The 19,216-nt window shown below is 42.7% G+C and carries 15 protein-coding genes; 4 read left to right on the top strand and 11 right to left on the bottom strand.

Annotated elements, in window-relative coordinates:
• The first annotated feature begins 50 nt into the window (after positions 1 to 50).
• Complete coding sequence (locus tag GJQ68_RS03170) at positions 51 to 1,832, top strand: arylsulfatase (RefSeq protein ID WP_162415868.1); 1,782 nt, start codon at positions 51 to 53, stop codon at positions 1,830 to 1,832.
• Positions 1,833 to 2,447: 615 nt separating this feature from the next.
• Here the strand turns inward: GJQ68_RS03170 and GJQ68_RS03165 are convergent.
• Positions 2,448 to 3,584: a DUF4221 family protein gene (locus GJQ68_RS03165; RefSeq protein ID WP_162415867.1), complete on the bottom strand. Its 1,137-nt coding sequence runs from the start codon at positions 3,582 to 3,584 to the stop codon at positions 2,448 to 2,450.
• 755 nt (positions 3,585 to 4,339) lie between these two features.
• Here GJQ68_RS03165 and GJQ68_RS03160 point away from each other — a divergent pair.
• Together GJQ68_RS03160 and GJQ68_RS03155 are read left to right on the top strand one after the other, a co-directional pair.
• Positions 4,340 to 5,068 (top strand): DUF5131 family protein, encoded by a 729-nt coding sequence (locus tag GJQ68_RS03160; RefSeq protein WP_162415866.1) that lies wholly within the window; start codon positions 4,340 to 4,342, stop codon positions 5,066 to 5,068.
• Positions 5,069 to 5,144: 76 nt separating this feature from the next.
• A complete protein-coding gene (locus GJQ68_RS03155) occupies positions 5,145 to 6,608 on the top strand; it encodes a toll/interleukin-1 receptor domain-containing protein (protein ID WP_162415865.1) in 1,464 nt (487 codons plus the stop codon).
• A 113-nt stretch (positions 6,609 to 6,721) separates the two neighbouring features.
• Here the strand turns inward: GJQ68_RS03155 and GJQ68_RS03150 are convergent, their stop codons facing one another.
• The 10 genes from GJQ68_RS03150 to GJQ68_RS03110 form a co-directional block, all read right to left on the bottom strand.
• Complete coding sequence (locus GJQ68_RS03150) at positions 6,722 to 7,177, bottom strand: protein-export chaperone SecB (protein ID WP_162415864.1); 456 nt, start codon at positions 7,175 to 7,177, stop codon at positions 6,722 to 6,724.
• A complete protein-coding gene (locus tag GJQ68_RS03145; protein ID WP_162415863.1) occupies positions 7,174 to 7,656 on the bottom strand; it encodes a helix-turn-helix transcriptional regulator in 483 nt (160 codons plus the stop codon). The genes GJQ68_RS03150 and GJQ68_RS03145 overlap by 4 nt, the downstream gene beginning before the upstream one ends.
• 4 nt (positions 7,657 to 7,660) lie before the next feature.
• Complete coding sequence (locus tag GJQ68_RS03140; RefSeq protein WP_162415862.1) at positions 7,661 to 8,203, bottom strand: hypothetical protein; 543 nt, start codon at positions 8,201 to 8,203, stop codon at positions 7,661 to 7,663.
• Positions 8,204 to 8,242: 39 nt separating this feature from the next.
• A complete protein-coding gene (locus GJQ68_RS03135; protein ID WP_162415861.1) occupies positions 8,243 to 10,036 on the bottom strand; it encodes a restriction endonuclease subunit S in 1,794 nt (597 codons plus the stop codon).
• Between the two features lie 93 nt (positions 10,037 to 10,129).
• Positions 10,130 to 11,044: an HsdM family class I SAM-dependent methyltransferase gene (locus tag GJQ68_RS23300; protein WP_235941023.1), complete on the bottom strand. Its 915-nt coding sequence runs from the start codon at positions 11,042 to 11,044 to the stop codon at positions 10,130 to 10,132.
• The gene (locus tag GJQ68_RS23295) at positions 11,010 to 11,573 is read right to left on the bottom strand and encodes a type I restriction-modification system subunit M N-terminal domain-containing protein (RefSeq protein WP_235941022.1); all 564 of its coding nucleotides are present in this window, start codon (positions 11,571 to 11,573) and stop codon (positions 11,010 to 11,012) included. The genes GJQ68_RS23300 and GJQ68_RS23295 overlap by 35 nt, the downstream gene beginning before the upstream one ends.
• A 25-nt stretch (positions 11,574 to 11,598) precedes the next feature.
• Positions 11,599 to 13,095: an ATP-binding protein gene (locus GJQ68_RS03125; protein ID WP_162415860.1), complete on the bottom strand. Its 1,497-nt coding sequence runs from the start codon at positions 13,093 to 13,095 to the stop codon at positions 11,599 to 11,601.
• A gap of 1 nt (position 13,096) precedes the next feature.
• A complete protein-coding gene (gene hsdR, locus GJQ68_RS03120; protein ID WP_162415859.1) occupies positions 13,097 to 15,475 on the bottom strand; it encodes an EcoAI/FtnUII family type I restriction enzme subunit R in 2,379 nt (792 codons plus the stop codon).
• 229 nt (positions 15,476 to 15,704) lie between these two features.
• Entirely contained in the window at positions 15,705 to 16,385 is a 681-nt protein-coding gene (locus GJQ68_RS03115) for a porin family protein (protein WP_162415858.1), read from the bottom strand.
• Positions 16,386 to 16,697: 312 nt separating this feature from the next.
• Positions 16,698 to 18,032, bottom strand: coding sequence for a sulfatase-like hydrolase/transferase (locus tag GJQ68_RS03110; protein ID WP_162415857.1), 1,335 nt, complete (start codon positions 18,030 to 18,032; stop codon positions 16,698 to 16,700).
• A 1,015-nt stretch (positions 18,033 to 19,047) separates the two neighbouring features.
• Here GJQ68_RS03110 and GJQ68_RS23290 point away from each other — a divergent pair.
• Entirely contained in the window at positions 19,048 to 19,215 is a 168-nt protein-coding gene (locus GJQ68_RS23290) for a hypothetical protein (RefSeq protein WP_235941021.1), read from the top strand.
• Position 19,216: the final 1 nt, after the last annotated feature.

Genomic DNA, 19,216 nt, shown 5'->3' with positions numbered 1-19,216 from the left:
CTTCAGAAAGCGGGAAAATGCGTCGATCATCCATAAAAAAAGGTACGTACATGAAGGGGAAAACGATTTACTTCCGATTGCTGGCGGCGTTGGTATTGGTGCTAGTTGGCGAGAACAAGGGGCTGGCATTTCAAGCGCCCGATCGCCCAAACGTGATTTTGATCATCACAGATGACCAGGGTTATGGCGATCTGGGTTTGCATGGCAATCCTCATGTTCAAACACCCGTCTTGGACAAGCTAGGAAGGGAAAGTGTGCGCCTGACCAATTTTTACGTGTCACCGGTTTGTGCGCCAACGCGCTCCAGTCTGATGACCGGACGGTATTCTCTGCGCACCGGCGTGCGGGATACCTATAACGGCGGCGCCATCATGGCTACCGAAGAACTGACCCTTGCCGAGATGCTCCAGTCTACCGGCTACCGAACGGGTATTTTTGGAAAATGGCATTTGGGTGACAATTACCCCTTTCGACCCGGAGATCAGGGTTTTGAAGAATCCCTGATTCACCTTTCCGGCGGCATGGGGCAACCGGGAGATTTTACTACGTATTTTCAGGGAGACCGTAGTTATTTCGATCCCGTTCTTTGGTACAACGGGGAGCAAAAAGCCTTTCAGGGCTATTGTTCGGATATTTTCACCACAGAGGCGTTGACCTTTATCGAAAAAAAGGCAGCGGAGCCGTTTTTCCTCTACCTTTCATTCAATGCTCCCCACACACCCTTGCAGGTTCCGGACAAGTATTATGAACGGTACAAGGACCTGGATCCCTCGGCCGGATTTGACGAAGACGGCCGTCCTTTTCCGGAAATGAGCGAACGGGACAAAGAAGCTGCCCGAAAAGTCTATGCCATGGTATCCAATATCGACGATAACGTGGGGAGGGTACTGAATAAGCTGGAAGAACTGGATATTGCGGAGAATACGGTCGTGATCTTTATGACCGACAACGGTCCCCAGCAGGCCCGCTACGTGGGGGGGATGCGCGGTAGAAAAGGAAGTGTATTCCGGGGAGGGGTACGCGTACCGTTTTTTCTTCGCTTACCGGATCGGCTGGAAGGAAACCGGGACATTTCCACTAACCTGGCCCATATTGACGTGTTGCCCACGCTTGCGGAACTATGCGGGGCTTCCCTTCCAGCAGACCGGAAAATTGACGGTAAGAGCTTTGTTCCCTTGCTGCAGGGAAGGGATGCGGTCGGCTTTGACGAACGGTCCTTGTTCTTTTACTGGACCCGCAGGTACCCGGAATTGTACACCAACGTGGCCCTGCAAAAGGGAAAGTATAAGTTGGTCGGTAATACCGATTTTGATGCGGAGCTGGGGGAGTTTGACCTGTTTGATCTGAAGGAAGATCCCTACGAATTGAACTCGATCGTGGAAGCGAATAAACCGGTTGCGCGAGCACTGAAATCCGAAATGGATGCGATGATAGCCGATCTGACGCAATCTCCCCACCTCAACCAGCCCCAGCGGGTAATCATCGGCAGCGAGCAGGAAAACCCGGTTTACCTCAACCGCAATGATGCCGGAGGAGAACGGGGCATCTGGACCCAGGAGGAAGTGTTCGGGATGTGGAAGGTCAAGACCCTGGAGGGCAGGTATAACATTCGCTTCAAATTTATCAAACCCTTGGAAACCAAGGGAAAAATGGTGCTGGAAACCAATTCGGTAATTATTCAGGAGCAGTACGAAGCAGTACCTACCGATGAAATCACCTTGGAGAACGTTTACCTGCCGGAAATGGAAGTGGACCTGATTCCCCACTATGTGACGGAAGGAAGAAGTATTTTTCCACTATGGATGGAGCTGGAGAAAATTACTGATCCATGAAATCTGGCACCGGAGAGTGGTATTTTTGATTGGGGGAAGTATTCACTCAGTAAAGGCAGGCCTGTAGGGCCTGAACAATACTAACCGTGGGTGCAGCCCACGGAAAAGCAAATAAAGAAATACCTCCAACCCCGGATGGGGTTGAACCTTGATTACATGCGTTGTAAAAATAGCGCTTCTGGAGATTGGGTCATACGATCAATTCCAGATCGGCAGTGGAGACCCCGCTGGCTGTAGGATCCACTACCCCCTTCTATCAAGAACGAATGTAAGTGATGCAATCGGTAAAAGGCCATTAGCAATGGCGAATAACACAACTTAAAAAAGAGAGATTCAAAAACGAATAGCCACATCTTTTATGAAATATTTCAGCACCTTCAGCTTTCCGGTTCCCACCTTAACCGACACATTTGGGTGCCTAATGCCGGGTCATGGTTAGAAGAAAGGTAAGTTTCCCCTCTGGGTGTAGTATCCACTACGCCTCTCTATCAAGAACCTACTTGAGAAACACAATTGTTAAAAGGTCATTTGCAATGGCCAAAAACCAGCCACAAAAGGGAGGTCTACAAAATGTAGGACTCCTCGCCTTATAAAGTAAAACAACCATCCGTTATTTCAGTCTAGACGAATCCGCACAAACCCCAATTCATCATCTATATTTTCATACAACCAGATTTTGTTATCCGCAAAAAAGTGTTGGCGTGGATTTTTTGGGTATTGCTCCAGATACGTCTCACCGAGCATCGTTAAATCCTTGTCCAAAACGGTGAGGTATACTTCTGCGCCGGTTTCGATTGCTTCTCCGTATTCGTCCAGGTTTTCGGAAAATTGGGTTGTGAACGATAGACGGATGTAACGCTGAGATACCGGGTCCCATTTAGGAGGTAAAAAATAAATCGACTCATTGAATTTCATGCGGTGTTCTTCCGCCCGTAGCAGTTCCACCGTTTTTGGGAGTTTGTATTCATTTTGGTTGGGTGAAAGCTGGCTTTCCCAGGTTTTCAGGTACAGGGAATCCAACCGGATGTCGTACACATAGGCTTCATTGAATGCACCGTTGGTGATTACGATTTTGTTGTCCTGGATCGCGTTTGCTATAGGTTTTGGGCTGAACCCTCCTGCGGGTTTTCCCTCGTGTTCGATTTCCATCCGGTAGTCGTTGAGCTTCCTGGTCTCGGGCAACGGTATTTTTTCATACGACTCAGTTTCCAGGTCAAACCGGATAAGAAAAAATTGGTGGTCCAGCCACTTGCCGTACAGGCCATAAAACGTATTCGGATCACTGGGATGCTCCATCAAGCGTATGGGAAATGTTTCCGGACCCCCTATTTCCGAGGCAATTTTGGTCAACTTTAGGTCCCTGACTTTTTTGCCCTCCTGATCAAAAAAAGCGTTGAGTCGATTGGACCAGACCATTATTTGGTCGTTGCCAGTCAATGCATAGCCGCCTATGTATCCTCCCATTCCATCGGGGCCTTCCTTTTCATATTGGAGGGTCTCCTCCAATACCAAATCGGTCAGATTGACCTTATCAAACCTGGCCTCACCATAATTATAGTGATACAGGTAGTTACCATCGGCGGAAAGCTCGGGTTGGGTAAGACCGAATTTCAGGTTGATGATGCTGCCTTGTGGATCAATGACCACCGTATCCTGGGTCAATAAAAAATCCGCATCGCCCTTGGTTTGGGTTTTATTTTCTGAGCAGCCTAAAAGAATAAGTAAACTGAATACAAGTACAGGAGTTTTCATTGGTTTGGATTGATTGCGGTCAACAAAAAGGATTCATTTTACGGGCGATTATCCTTCTTAAAATCTGGAAAACAGGAGTTTAAATATATTTAAAATTATAGTCTTATCGCACATTTCTTGACGTATTTTAACTTCTTTTATTAAATGGAGCTTGTCGAAGCGGCTGCATCCTGTCCCTAAAAATGATCGTTTTATTAAACAGGTATTTGGGTATACCTTTTGAATCACTGTTAGGAGCGAATAAGGATATTGACCTGGAGCCGGAAATTGAAGCGAAGGTATTGGAGAATTCATCCATTAGAAATTATTTTTCCGGGTCAATGGTTTAACCCGCTGCTATTAAAATGTCATCCGTTCCTCGTTTGATGGCTGAAATCTATATACCGTTTTCAAAGCTAAAGGATACTGTTAAATAGAACCAGGGATTTAATTGGGTAAATAGCCATCCGATATTAATGAAAAAGTATATCACTAGCTGTTCAAGATGTTTGCAGTTAAATCCCCCTTTATAAGGGGGCAAGGGGGATTCTTGGACGAAAATCCCAGCATATCGTAAACGTAAAAACGGAATTTGCACAAAAATTAGGTCTATGCTTGTAATAGGTTTACGAAAAAAATATCTGTTAAAAGATATTGGAATCATCAGAATGCTCTGTTTTCTTTATTGATCCTTATGGATATAAAGATGTTAGAGCTTCCCAAATCAAATCAATTCTAGACCAAACCAAATATCCATCCAACTAACCTAACCTACCATGGCACAAACCTCAATCGAATGGACCGAACTGACTTGGAATCCGGTCACGGGCTGCACCAAGATCTCAGCGGGCTGCAAATTCTGCTATGCGGAAGTAATGACCAAGCGCCTTCAGGCCATGGGAGTGGAGAAGTACAAGGAAGGATTTAAGAAGGTCAAAATTCATAAAGAAGCTTTAGGAATTCCCTACGCCTGGAAAAAGTCCAAAGTAGTTTTTGTGAACTCTATGTCTGACCTTTTTCACAAGGATGTGCCACTAGAATTTATCCAAAAAGTATTTCAGGTGATGAAGGACAATGGACAGCATGTTTTCCAGGTCCTCACCAAGCGGGCGGACCGACTGGCTGAAATCAGTGATCTTTTGCCCTGGTCACACAATATCTGGATGGGCGTGTCGGTGGAAGATGAACAGGTTCTGGACCGAATAGACTTTCTTCGCCAATCCGGTGCCCGGGTAAAGTTCCTTTCCTGCGAACCCCTGATCGGTGCCCTTCCAAATATAAATTTAAACGGTATCGACTGGGTCATTGTCGGTGGGGAGAGTGGTCACAAGGCCAGACCCATGAACCCAGACTGGGTCTTGGATATTCAGGAACAATGCCAAGTCGCTAAAGTGGCTTTTTTCTTTAAACAATGGGGTGGTAAAAACAAGAAAAAAGCCGGTCGAGAACTTAACGGGCAGACTTATGATGAAATGCCGGAAAAAGAATTGAAAGAATATATTTAGCACCAAATTATTTTCATGGAACGATGAATAATTGCTTCTGGTAAAATATTTTCTAAAATAAATTTCCTTAGTTATAATGGAACAGTCCGAAACAATCAAAGTCTTTATTTCTTACAGCCAAACTAATCCAAAGCATCAAGATTGGACGATAAGTTTTGCCAATAGGCTCCGCCACGATGGAATCGATGTAGTTTTGGATAAATGGGATCTAAAGCCTGGACACGACCTTCATAAATTTATGGAGTCTATGGTTTCCGATGTTGCAATAAAAAAAGTACTAATAGTATGTGATAAGACATATGTCGATAAGGCAAATGATAGGAAAGGAGGTGTAGGGACCGAAACCGTGATCATTACCCCAGGAATTTATAAAAAGAGTGATCAGGAAAAATTTATTCCAATTGTTACGGAGAAAGATGAAGAGGGAAAAGCTATCTTGCCTGTATATCTAGAAAGCAGGTTGTATTTTGATCTTTCGGATGAAAGTACTTTTGAAATCAATTATGAAGAGCTTTTAAGGAATCTGTTTAATAGACCTTCAATCTCAAAACCAGCTTTGGGTAATCCTCCTAAATATTTGTTTGAGGATGCGGTAAATACTTTCAAAACCTCCTTCACAGTCAAGCGGCTGGATAATCAAATCGATCGGCATCCAGAAAGGCTTAATGGGTTAATTCAAGAATTTCTGGATAATGTTTTTGATGAAATAAGTCAATTTCAAATATTAGGTAGTGGCCAATTTAGGTCAGATTCTGGTAAGGCTCTCGTTAATTTTGTAAATAGTTACACTCCAATTAGAGATGATTTTATTAAATTTTTTCAAAAAATTATCCGCTCCGAGATAAAGTTTGAATTTGATTTAATAATTTCTTTTTTTGAGAAGATGACGCTTCTTTTGAATAGTAAAGGCAGCGGCTCCCATTATGCCTATCAATATGAGGGTTTTCTAATAGCAATTCATGAATTTTTCCTTTACGTTGTTGCATTGGCTTTAAAATATAGGTCATATGGATTTTTGGAGAACCTATTCTCTTCATTATATTTCACAAAGGACAGAGCTAATTATAAAAATGAAGGTAAGAATTTTACATTTTTTCTTTCAAAATCAAATGAAGATTTGATTCAATATTATGAGCATATTGAACAGCAAAGATACCCTTCTCCGCTAGGTCATTTGTTTACGTCAAGGTTAGTTAAGGAAGTTTCTAAGCAAGAATTAGTAGAAGCTGATCTTTTATGCCATTATGTCGCAGTACTAAAAGGGAAGTATTGGGTTCCTGATCTTTATATTTATTTCGAACAAGCACGTTCTAGAGAGGTAGGCAAAATTGAGATATTGTATCGAATGGTTTCAAGAAAACATTTTCAAAAAGTAAAAAATATTTTTGGTTTTAGTGATATAGAAAGTTTCAAGCAGAAATTAAATGAATTAAAGACCGATACTAATAGTTCGTTGCAATTTGGTTTCTCTGGAGGACGGGATAGGGTGTTAGAGATCTTTCAAGTCATTGATCCAGATAAAATTGGAACTGAACATTGATTAAGTTAATAAATGTGAGCCCTTGTTCAGCATTTTAACCTACATATAATAATTCTATCTGACAACACTCAGAATTTTCACCAATATATTCCAAATTCAAATAGAATAAATTATTACTTTTTATCCTGCAAATCTGCTTTATCCTGTAAAAGCTTAGTGATGTCGATTGGAGGAAGTAGATATCCGCCCATCGGGCCCAGATTGGTAATTTGAAAAATGATATTTCGAAGGTTATTGATTATCATATTCAGGGTAGAAAACTGAGATAAGTTATTCCTTAACCTCTCCTCGATATTTTCAGCGTCTTTGAGTTTAAATGTTGCTCCTCCTTCTACCATAATTTGGTACCCAGGTTTTGGATTTTCCATGTCTTGGTTAACTTCAATTGTGGTAAGAAGCTGTATCTCTTCATTTTCCTCACTTTTGGCCATTTCAAAATTAATTTCTACCGAATAGGTGGAAAATAGTTCCTGCAAATCCAAGTTGTCCTGTTCAGTTACTTCATATCCATAGTGAGATTGAAGCAGTTTGAAATCCAATAACTGTAACGGAGAAAATTTTGCTTTCATCCTGCTTTGGCATAATCATCCTCACTAGAGGGCTCTACGGCCATTACTAATTGAGGATTGGTTTTTTGTTGTTTTAAACTAAAATATTGCTGGGTTAGGGCCCATTTACGATGGTAATCCATGATTTCTTGGTTCACTCGGTCACAAATTATTTCTTCAGTTACTACTTGTTCATTTTCTGCCAAAATAACCTGTAACCGTATCTCTAGGACTTCTTCCAGTTTTGCAATTGTAGAAAGTTTAAAATCATTTCTGCCCTTTACCAATTTGCTTACATGCTGTCGACTGACACCCAAAATATTGGCAAGGTCAGTTTGATTCCAGCCTTTATCGTCAAGGGCATCCAAAATCCGCAAGGAAATCCGGGTTGACTTTTTGAGCCATGTTTTATTAGCTATTCTAAAAGCAACTTTTTCTTTCCAACCGGAAGCAGGATTTTCCGCCGCCAGATTTTTTATTTTTTCTTCCGTCTTGCTCATGGTTTTAAATGTCTAAGTAAACGAACTCCCCTTTTTCACCTTTCTCCTGCAGGTACTCCCTTACCATATTAAGCTTATATAGTTCCTTCTGTGTGTGCTTCCGATCCTTCATCTGATCGGTCAACTTGATCGCACCACCTGTGATGACAAACGAGTTGCCATACCGGATGGCGTAAATCCTCAGGAAAGAGTTGCTGTAAGTACCGTAAGCTTTAAGTTGTTGTAGTTCATAAGCTGTTCCAGCTTCCTTTTTGTGTAATGGTTTAAAAAATTCGCTTAGATGCTTTCCTGATACATCTTCGGCCAATTTGAATAGGATTTCAAATAAAGCATCTGCATCTTCGATTGCTTTCTCGACGATTTGGCTAAGTGTAGCTTTACCATAATACGATTCATAGTCTCTTTTGTATTGTTTGAAAAACAGACGCAAATCCTCAGGATCCGCCCATTTTTCCTGCAGTATATCTAGCGCATCCTGCTCACTCCCTTCATACTTTACTGCATAAAGGCAATCTTTTGAATGCTCAAATATACAAATTACTTTCACTGTGTCAACCTATAAGTTTACAAAATCGTTCCAAAGTCCTTATTTATTTCCATACCTAGGGATAGGCTCTGCGGCTAAATTTAAATGAAGTTCATCAGGAGTCTTTGCATTCACCACCTCCCTCAAACAACGCTGCATCCATTGTTCCTGGATGGTTTGATGGATTTCTATTTCTTGTTCTAGTTTATCGCATAATGCCATTAAAACATTGACTTTTTCTACAATGGCTTTTTGTTCTTCCTTAGGTGGGAGTCCAACAATCAAGTTTCTGAAAAATTTAAGTGATACAAATGGTTGGGCACCACCAGCTGCTTCTCCTTGTAAACTTAAAGCAATATATTGGCTGAAGAATTTTAGAAAACCTTCACTGGGCAAGCCATATCTATAATGCTTAAAAAGAGCTACATTTTTGATTGCGAATTCTGTAAAACCTCCTACCTCAACTTGATTTCCAATATTCCCTCCAATCATTGAAAATAGTATGTCGCCTTTATGTACTTGAGATCTTTGAATTACCTTCAAGTAATCTTCACTTGATATCCTTCTTGCTGTGTTAAAATCAATTTTACCATTATTGAAATTTTTACTTGTGATAAGAGGAAATGTATCAGAACCAAACGCGTCTTTTGGTGAATCATGTGTACCATCGCGAATATCAAATATTTCTTGAAACCTACACCAAACCCACCCCTCAGGCAATTCATAATGAACTTCATCATCTGAAATCTCAGGCAGCGGTTTCTCCTTCTTGATCTTGCCTGTTTTGATCAATTGCTCTTTTTCGGCTTTGATTTTTTCAAGTAGGGTAGAAGCTTGTTCGACTTGTATTCCTTGATCCTGTCGAAGGGATCTCCAATGATGCGTCAACCTCCCCTGAACAGCTAATTGCAAAATGCCTTCCCGGACTTTTTTGACGCTTTCTTTTTCAGTAAAGAAGGTGCCGAAATGTTCCTGCAAAAATGCCCACTGACTAGCGGTATCCTGTTCTGCTGCTTGGGTCAACCAGCTTAAGGCCGAAGTCACAAAGTCTGCCTTCAACTTTATGCGCTCCTTGGTCAAAGTTTCCAATTGCTCCACTTCTGCAAACAATTGATTGACTACTTCTACAATGGCTTTTTGTTCTTCTAGAGGAGGTAAAGAAACCGCCAACCCTTTCAATGCTGTGGCATTCACGTTTGGTTGACCAGTTCCCTGAGAGTTTTCGGTAAGTTGTTTCCAATAAATGGGAGATTCTAGCCATTGTTTAATATATCCCGGAAAAACTTGCTTCATTGGAATTGCTCGAATTAAATAGGATGCAAAAACGGAATTTACATTTACTCCTTTAACTTGAAACGACTTCCCGATGGTACCACCGGTTCTGGCAATTAAAATGTCATTTTCTTCAAGTTTATACTTAAGAAAATCCTTCTCTTTTATATCACAATCAGGTACTCGATCCCAATTGACTTTATTATCTTGAATGTCAGTTATTCGGAGCATTCTTATGCCACTAAAGGTGTGGAGTGCAGAAGCCGTGTAACCATAATGGATTTCTCGGTTTAAATCTCCCAAAGTGCACCAAATCCAACTTTTAGGCAATTCATAGGGGGCTTCTTCATCCAATACCTTGGGAAGATGGTTTTCCTTTTTGATTTTCTTTTCCTTTACAAGTTTTTCTTTTTCATCTTTAATCCTTTCCAATAAATCCGAAGCTGGCTCCACATCCGGATGCTCCTCCCGCCATTGCCTCGTCAATTTCCCCTGCACCGCCAATTGCAAAATCAACCCTTTCAGCTCTTGGGCATTTTTGGGATGCAAGGTCAGTTCCTTAAAATGTTCTAATAGTTTCATAAGTCGTTCCCGGTATCGGTAGGAGGCACGACGAAGCAATCTTTTCAATTGATGAGATTGCTTCGTCGTCGTACCTCCTCCTACCGATGACGTCTATTTTAAAGCTTCTGATAATACCTTAATAATCTCGTCCTGAATATCCGAGATCTTTTTTTCGGTGGCTTGGTATTTTTTTAGCAGGACCTCCGGACTTTCCAGCTCATCTGCGACCTGATGGGGATTTTTGATATCCAGGTTGTATCCTCTGTTTTTAATTTCCTCTGCGGAAACCTTCCAGGCATATTGGCTATAGGCCTCATTTTCCCGATCATTCCACCAGGCTTTCTCCAGGTCAAATTCCTTGATATGAATGGGTTTGCCCTTGTTGTAGCTCTTGACACCATCCGGATAGGGATGCTCAAAGTACCAGATATTTTTGGTAGGCGATCCCTTTTCGAAGAACAGCAAATTGGTTTTAATGCCCGTGTAGGGATTGAATACCCCATTGGGAAGGCGCAGGATTGTATGCAAATTGCAGCGCTCCATCAGTTCTTCTTTGATCCGGGTTTTGACACCTTCCCCAAAGAGGGTCCCATCCGGCAAGACCACGGCGCACCTGCCGCCATCTTTGAGCAAACGGATAATCAGGGCCAGAAATAGATCGGCGGTTTCCTTGGTGCGGAACTTCTGGGGGAAATTCGTTTCGGTCCCATCTTCTTCCACTCCCCCAAAAGGCGGGTTGGTCAGAATGATATCCACCTTGTCACTTGCTCCCCAGTCGGAATAAGGCTTGCTGAGGAGGTTGTCTCTGCGCACCGCAGGTACATCAAATCCATGCAGCATCAGATTGGTGGTGCAGAGTAAATGGGGTAGGGGCTTTTTCTCTATCCCACGGATGGTGGTTTGCAGATCACGTTCATCCTGGTCGTTTTGAACGAGTTGCTTTTTATGGTCTATGGTACAGGTAAGGAATCCGCCCGTTCCACAGGCAGGGTCAAGCACCGTTTCTTTGAGTTGGGGATTGATCATATCCACCATAAACTGTGTCACCGCCCGGGGGGGGGGTATAGTATTCTCCCGATGAACCTGCGGATTGCAATTCTTTTAAAATCGTTTCGTAAAGGTCATTGAACAGGTGACGGTCTTTGGAACTGTTAAAATCGATCTTGTTGATCTGATTGATGACCTGACGGAAGAGCGTTCCGTTTTTCATGTAATTGTAGGTGTCCTCAAATACAGACCGGATGATCTTGGCCTGGGGACTGATGCTGAAATCCAGTTCTTTGAGGGCCGGAAACAGCTCATTGTTGATAAAGTCCATCAGGGCATCTCCTGTCAGGCCTTCTTCATTGGCGGCCCAGTTTTGCCATTTGAATTGGTCAGGGATAGGGCTTTGGTAATCTTCTATGGTAATTTCCCATTCTTCTTCCTTATCTGCAAAAATCTTCATAAAGAGCATCCAGACCATCTGTGAGATGCGCTGTGCATCCCCATCTACTCCTGTGTCTTTCCGCATGATGTCGCGGATGCCTTTGATATTGGTGGTGATTGTTGACATTTAGGTAATTTATATTTTTTCGATTCTAGTTTTTTTCTCCGAGTAAGAGCAAAAAAGCAATGCCCCGCCTTGTGATTCTGTATTGCTGGTTTTTACTTTTTGGCTTTTCCGGGATTGTCCATTCGATTAATGACTTTTCCAACAAACTATTTAATATCTTTTTCAGTGACCCTGAGATACTTTTTTGACCTAAAGTTGAAGCTATTCCCTTCGTGTTAATTTCTTTGATTGAAATTATTTTGAGAACTTTTGTTATAAGGGACTCGTGCTGCAACTCGTGCTGCAACTCGTGCCGTAACTCGTGCCGTAACTCGTGCCGCAACTCGTGCTGCAACTCCTGTTGCAACTCCTGCTGTGGTGAATAATACTGATTGACAAAAGCCACCCTGAAAGCCATCCCCGGTTCGTTCCATCTGAGTTTGATTTCAGGATATTCTCTTAAATCATCAGCTATCAACTGCAATCCATTGCCCCATTGTTCAATTAGGCCGAGCCGTTTGAAAACTGGAGCCAGCACTTTGTTTCTCACATCCGACTGTCCGGCAAACATTTCGTCAAAATCTACCGAAGGAAGCAATTTACCTGGGCTAGTGATTTCAATTTTATCTTCAAAAATAGCGATTTTAATGTCTTTTCCGGTGAGAGAGTAGTCTCTGTGAATGACCGCATTTCGAATAACTTCACGCAGCGCTATGATCGGATATTCCCAGCGGTCGTTCCTATAAACACCCTCATAATTTTTCGTCCCTTCAGAAATATGACGTTTCACAAAATTCAAGGCCAGCTCAGCATGACCAACAATGCTTCCTGCAAAAGATTTTTGGTCTATAAAATTTCCAGGCTTAGTTCCTTTAAACCTTGCGCATTCAATTTTTGAATTGGGAAAAAGTTGAGTTTTTAGTTTATCATTCGAAAGGAGGACGAGTGCATTAGTAGCCCGCTTTTGGCCTTGTTCGTTGACAATAAGGTCCAGTTTTTCAAGAATATTCTCCGTTAATTCTTCACCTGTTTTCTCCTTAAAAAAAGTAGCGAATTCATCTAATTCTAATTCATTAAAATCTTTGGAATAATTCAATTCTGCATCATATGAAATATTTGAAGCTAATCTTTCAAGGCGCAAAATCGATTCTTTATCACCTAATCTATTGGATGAACCAACTCGGACAAAGGTGCCTTGATCCTTCCCTTTGTTTTTTAAAAAGTAGGGAGGCTTACTCCCTTTGTGAATGAATATTCGAATGAAATGTTTATTATCTTCTTCAAGAAATGAAATTTCTGGCTGAATTAAAGGAGTACAGGAGTCATGAATAATATTGCTGATTTTGTTTTCGATGCCATCTAATTGATTTTCAGGAATACCAATCAGTAATCTGGGATTGTTTTTTACGCCGATAAATAGTTCACCTCCAGCATCGTTTGCAAAAGCGATCACTGTTTTGGCAAAGTCTGCATTAGATGGCAATATTTCTTTGAACTCAAGCCGCCGTCCCTCAGGTAATTTTATTTTATCTGCTAACTTCAATTCATGCCGATTTATAAATTTCCTTTTCCAATTCCCTTAGTGCGTTCTCAAAGTCCTTCCCCTTGCCAAAAGCCCTCACCAACTCCACGGGAGAACCCAATTGACTGAGGGGTTGAACTTTTAAGATAGCTCCCTGCTCGATGGTTGTAATTCCTTCTTGTTCGTATTTATCCAGGAGCGCATTAAGCACTGCCTGGGCTTTATCGCTGTATTTGGCAAAGTAGTTTCGTTTGCGAACCTTGTCGGCCCGTTCTTTCCGGGTCAATGCCGGCTGGTCAAACGCAATATGACAGATCAGGTCAAAATCGTCCATTTCTTTGCCGATTTCCTCCCGAAGGGCTTCCAATAAAATTCCCTGCTCGGCCAGTTCTGCCAAAAGAATTTCCTTCTTTTCCGCTGTTGACCAGTGCTGGATAAAAGCATCCAGGGAACTGAAATTGTTTCCGATGTTTTTCCGGGTATAATCCTTTAGGGATTCCGTGATCAATCTGCCATCCGCTCCAAAGTACTGGATGCGCTGGTTGATGACGGATACTTCTAGATCGTTGACATAGTACTTCTTAGGCTCTGCCTCCGGATCCGGTTCATGGATCAGGATACCAGGTGGAGGCGAACCTAAACCAGGAGTTTCCGGTTCTTCAGTCTGATTACCCTCTTCTTCCTCGTTTTCCGGATATACGGGTGGTACAGGGGAATCGTCTATTCCAGGTTCGTAGATCTGTACAGGTTCCCCGTCAAAATCCGGATCGGCAAAGAGGTTGGTAGCTTTTCGGAAATCCATAATGGTGAAATACAGCTTCCCTTCCGCTTCCCTTATTCGGGTGCCTCTTCCGACGATCTGCTTGAATTCAGTCATGGAGGCGATGTTTGCTTCCAGTACAATTAACTTGACCATCTTGGTATCTATACCCGTAGTCAACATTTTGGATGTTGTGGCGATGACGGGGAAGCGCTCTTCTACATCCGTAAAGTTGTCCAACTCCCTTTTGCCTACCTCATCGTCCCCGGTGATTTTGACCACATAGTGGGGGTGCTTTGAAACCAAGTCAGCGTTGGCATTGATCAGTGCCTGCCGCATGCGTTGGGCATGTTCTATATCGATACAGAAGACGATTGTTTTGGCAAAACGATCGGTAGCTTTTAAAAACTCCGTTATCTTATTTGCGATCAGTTGTGTCCGTTGATCCATGACCATTTTGCGGTCATAATCTTTCAGGTTATAGATTCGGTCTATGATTTCATTGCCAAACTTGTCCAACATGCCGGAAGTAGGCCGCCAACCTTCATCAAGATTGGTGGTAATTCTAACGACTTTATAAGGAGCCAAAAAGCCATCCATGATTCCCTGCTTGAGGGAATAGGTATAGACAGGATCTCCGTAATAGTCCATATTGGAGATGTCTTTGGTCTCCTTTGGGGTAGCCGTCATACCGATCTGCGTGGCTGCTTCGAAATACTCCAACACTTCCCGCCAGGCAGAGGCTTCCGAAGCGGACCCGCGGTGGCACTCATCCACCACCACCAGATCAAAAAAGTCTCTGCTGAATTCCTTGTAGGCATTTTTTTCTTCCTCATTGCTGGTAAGCCCCTGGTACAGGGCAAAGTAGATCTGGTATGATTTATCAATCCTGCGGTTTTTGATGATATGCATGATATCATTTCCAAATGGGGAGAAGTCCCCGTTTTTGGTCTGATTGAGAAGGGCATTTCTGTCCGCAAGAAACAGGATTCTTTTTTTGATGCCTGTTTTCCAAAGCCTCCAGATCAGGTTAAAGGCAGTGTAGGTTTTTCCCGTTCCCGTAGCCATGACCAGCAGAATTCTATTTTTTCCTTTGGCTATGGCTTCAATGGTTCTGTTCACCGCATTTGCCTGATAATATCTCAGGTTCATGCCCGAATCATCCACATAATAATCCTGCGCTACTATTTCTCGGGCTTTTGGGCTTTCTATACCGTTAAATTTCAGATACTTTTCCCAAAGCGTGGCAGGCGAAGGGAACTCATCTAAAGGAATTTCTTTTTCTCGTATTTCAGGGTTGGTTTTGTCATGAAAAACAAAGGAGTCACCATTAGAAGTAAAGACAAAAGGAAGCTGGAGTATTTCGGAATATTCCAGGGCTTGCTGCATTCCTGAACCTACTCCTTTTTTGTTATCCTTGGCCTCAATGATGGCCAGTGGGATATTGTTTTTGTAATATAGGATGTAGTCAGCTCTTTTTCTTGTTCCCCGGGTATGAAGGGAACCTTGCACGATGATTCGGCCATCAGTAAAAAAAACTTCTTCACGGATTTGCTTTTGAATATCCCATCCTGCTTTTTTCAGCGCCGGCGTGATGAATTTGGTGCAAATGTCCCGTTCGGATAGGCCTTTTTTATACATCGTAAAAAATACAATATTGGATTTAGGTCTAAAGATATTAGTTAATCGCTAAAAAGAAAATTTAATAGTTGGAATGTGTTGCTTTTAGGAGCTTGTCATCTTCAATAGAATGTATCAAGCGTTTTTCCCATCAACAATGTTCCCCTGCATCTAGGACGGATGGCTTGGGAAAAGCAAAAAAACCATGCCTTCAGAGAAAGCATGGTTACCAAAAGGAAATAAATTTGATTTAAAAACCGAAACCTAAGTAGATTTGACCTACTCCATTTTTAGAGTTGTCAGTCAGGTTTCCAGCCAGGCCATCATTTCCGACCTGCCTAAGGCCATAATTATACCGGGCGCCCACATTGACATTCTTGATGTCAAATCCAACGCCGACGACCAGCCCGTAGTCTATTCGGTTAAAGTCATCCGTGTTTAATTCGCGAACCTCGGTGGGGCTGGTTTCGGATGATTTCCAGTTATTTACATTGGCAGAAAGCAAATAACTCAGGTAGGGACCTGCATGAACATTCAAAGGTCCCAGGTTGACCGCCAAAGCGATGGGTACCTGTATGTAATTAAGATTGAACCGGATCTCTCCGCTCTCGATTCCAAAAACGCTTTCGAAATCGGAACCGCCATAAGAAACTTTGGAACCCATGTTGGTATACAACACTTCAGGCTGTACGGCAACGAAACTATTGACAGGTATTTTTCCGAAAACCCCAAAATGAATACCCGCTTTCATATTCTCGTCTTCAACGTTGGGTTGATCCACGTAGAGTTGTGATAAGTTAAGCCCTCCTTTGATGCCAAATTTGGGTCCTGGATTGTTGTTTTGGGCAAAAGTGCCGGAGATGCCTGCCAGAAAGGTCAAAAAGACCAGAGACAGGGCGGTAACTATGCGAATTGGTGCTAAATTGTTCATGATTTTGTCCGTTACAATAATTATAAGGTTTATTAACAAGACAAATTTACTACTATTCTTTGTTAAAATATTACAATAAAAAATAATAATATTATATATTTTTTTGTTAGGTATTCCTGAGGGGTAAAACAGCAATTAACCTCCGTTTAATCGATCCATTTACCTACAATGTGTATTTTGCCAAACGACATTCATCTTGACCTAATCGGGAGCAGTACAAGGCAAGGCGTTCGAATACCGACCAGTCAAATGCGGACAAATCCCTCTGCCGCAGTGGAGGGTTTGCGTAAATGCTGTTAATCCAATAAAAAATTAATCCCGGTCGTCTTTTCGGTAGCTTTCCAACAACCCCATCAGGCGTTTGACTTTTTCCGGATGTTGGTGGGAAAAGTCCCGGGTTTCTCTGAAATCGGCTTTTAAATCATACAGTTCCTTACTTCCATCCTGCCGAACCAGGAGTTTCCAATCTCCCTCCCGCACGGCGGAAGCTCCCTTTATTTTCCAGTAAAAGGAACGTGTCGGTTGCGGGCTAGCCTCAGGGTTTTGCAGGTATTTCCAAATGGATTCCCCATCTAGACGTTGCCTTCCAGGGTTCGGAATTCCTGCAAGTTCCAACAGGCTGGGAAGCCAGTCAGCCATATGGATCGGCATGGAAATTTTTCCGGAAGCGAGCCTGCCCGGCCAGTTGATGATTCCGGGAACCCGTATACCTCCTTCATAAAGGTCTCCTTTCCAGCCCCTGAGCGGGTAGTTATTGCCCAATACCAAATGCGGTTTGTCTGCATACTTTCCCCGGTAATGCTCCGTGCTTTGCCAGCTTTTTTGCCCGCCGTTATCACTCAGAAATAAAATGACCGTGTTTTCTCGCTGACCGGTTTCCTCTAAGGTTTTCAGAATTTTGCCAATGCCCTCGTCCAGATGGGAAACACTGGCGGCAAATAGCTTTCTGGAGGGGTGCATCTGCGGTTTGTCATCATAGAGTGAAAGGTAGGCTTCCGTTTCCTCCAGCGGATAATGCGGTACATGATGGGCGAGATACAGGAAAAAGGGTTTTTCCCGCTGTTCCTCGATTATCCGGATGGCCTCGGCTGTCAGAAGATCCGTCACGTGCCCCTGCTCGTCCAGGTATTGATCGTTTCTATGCCAGGATCTTCTGTCGGTTAGCTTGGTTTCTGTTTTGTATTCATGGGTATATGGGTCTATCTGTCCGTCAAAATAGCCATAGGATTGATCAAACCCGTATTTCAACGGGGTGTAGGGAGGAGAGCCCAGGTGCCATTTTCCTACAATGGCGGTAAAATAGCCTGCATCCCGTAGCAGGGAAGGGAGCGTCGGTGTTCCCAAGTCGATCACCTCCCCATATGCCGGTGCCAAAACCCCAAACCTGCTGGGGAATTTTCCCGTCATCAGGCTGACCCGGGTGGGGGTGCAGGTGGGCATCACGTAAAACTGCTGCAGAATTTTCCCATTCCGGGCCAGGCGATCAATGTTTGGTGTGAGAATCTCCGAACCCTGGTATCCCACATCCGACCAACCCAGGTCGTCCGGAACGATCACAAGGATGTTTGGCTTCTGTTCGGTTTGTGCGGTAGAGGGGGTGACGAGTAGATAGAGAAGGAAAGGTAATACGGCGTATAGGTTTGTCATTTTGGGAAAGTGCTTTTCGTTTGATACAAAGTAAGAAAATTTCATAGAAAATTCGCCCGTATCGGAAAGGGTTTTTGGTTGATTGCCTCCCATAGGCTGGTGCATGGAACAGCAAGCAGGCTTTAAACTATAGGAATTCATTTATGGGGTGGAGGTACCGGACAAAAAGAGGACTCTCTGCCGCCTACATTTCCCTGGGTGATCACAAAATTGAGCAACTCTCCTTTGTACGCAGGACCGTGTTCAACCTCCGGGGTTGGTGGAAGGATTTACCGGCTCGCAAACCCCGGGTTTCGCCCGGGGTTATTACTGTTGAAGCCCTATAGGCTTCGGATTCAAATAAGAGCTTGTTTCTTTGGAAGTGATAGGTGACCTCATTATAATATGATTGGACTAAAGGAAAAAAATTTCTATAGATGCCAATCTTGGCTGCTGCTGATTCTCTGAGTAAAGGCAGGTCTGAAGGGTCTGAAAAACAATAACCGTGGGTGCAGGCCACGGAACGCAAACCAAGAAGTACCTCCTACCCCCAGATGGGGCTGAATTTGAGAAAGTTTTTTTCGGAAAATAGATCGAACTTAGGTTTGTATGACCTTACCGGAAATGGTAAATGAAATAATCTTCCTAGCGATTCACTTTAAATAATTGTCAAGAAAAAAAATTTTAATTAATTAACCGTTAATTTTTAATATTCATTTGAATAAATCACTAATTTTTACAAAATTTAATTACTAATTTCTTATCAACCTAAAAAGGATTTAAGCGTGATAGGTTTTGCTATTCAAAAGGCTAAAATAATCTTTTGCTACCAAATCGATCGCTAGAATAAATCTTTTCACGGATAGGAAATGAAATTCCATTCCTTCAAACGGCATATCAAACCAACTGCTGTATTGTGAGGACAGCCCAAACCATAACCTGGCACAAAATGAAATAATGGCCCTATTAAACCCGGATCTAATGTGAAAGCAGGTCCAAGATTGAATCTATTTTAATACTAAAATTTAAAACTTTCATGAACGAAAAATTACCAATTAAACGGGGGACGAAAAATTTCCTGTTTGCTGTTCAGTTCCTGGCCCTGTTGGCGTTCTGCCTTCCCGGAACTTCGCAGGCGAATGAAATCCCCGAAAACGTTCGGGACCTGACCATTCAGGGCACCATTTTGGACGAGAATGGGTAAC

The organism is Cyclobacterium roseum (genome assembly GCF_010119225.1).
Lineage (GTDB): Bacteria > Bacteroidota > Bacteroidia > Cytophagales > Cyclobacteriaceae > Cyclobacterium > Cyclobacterium roseum.
The sequence above is the reverse complement of the archived record's forward strand: the minus strand, read 5'-3'. Positions and strand labels throughout refer to the sequence as shown.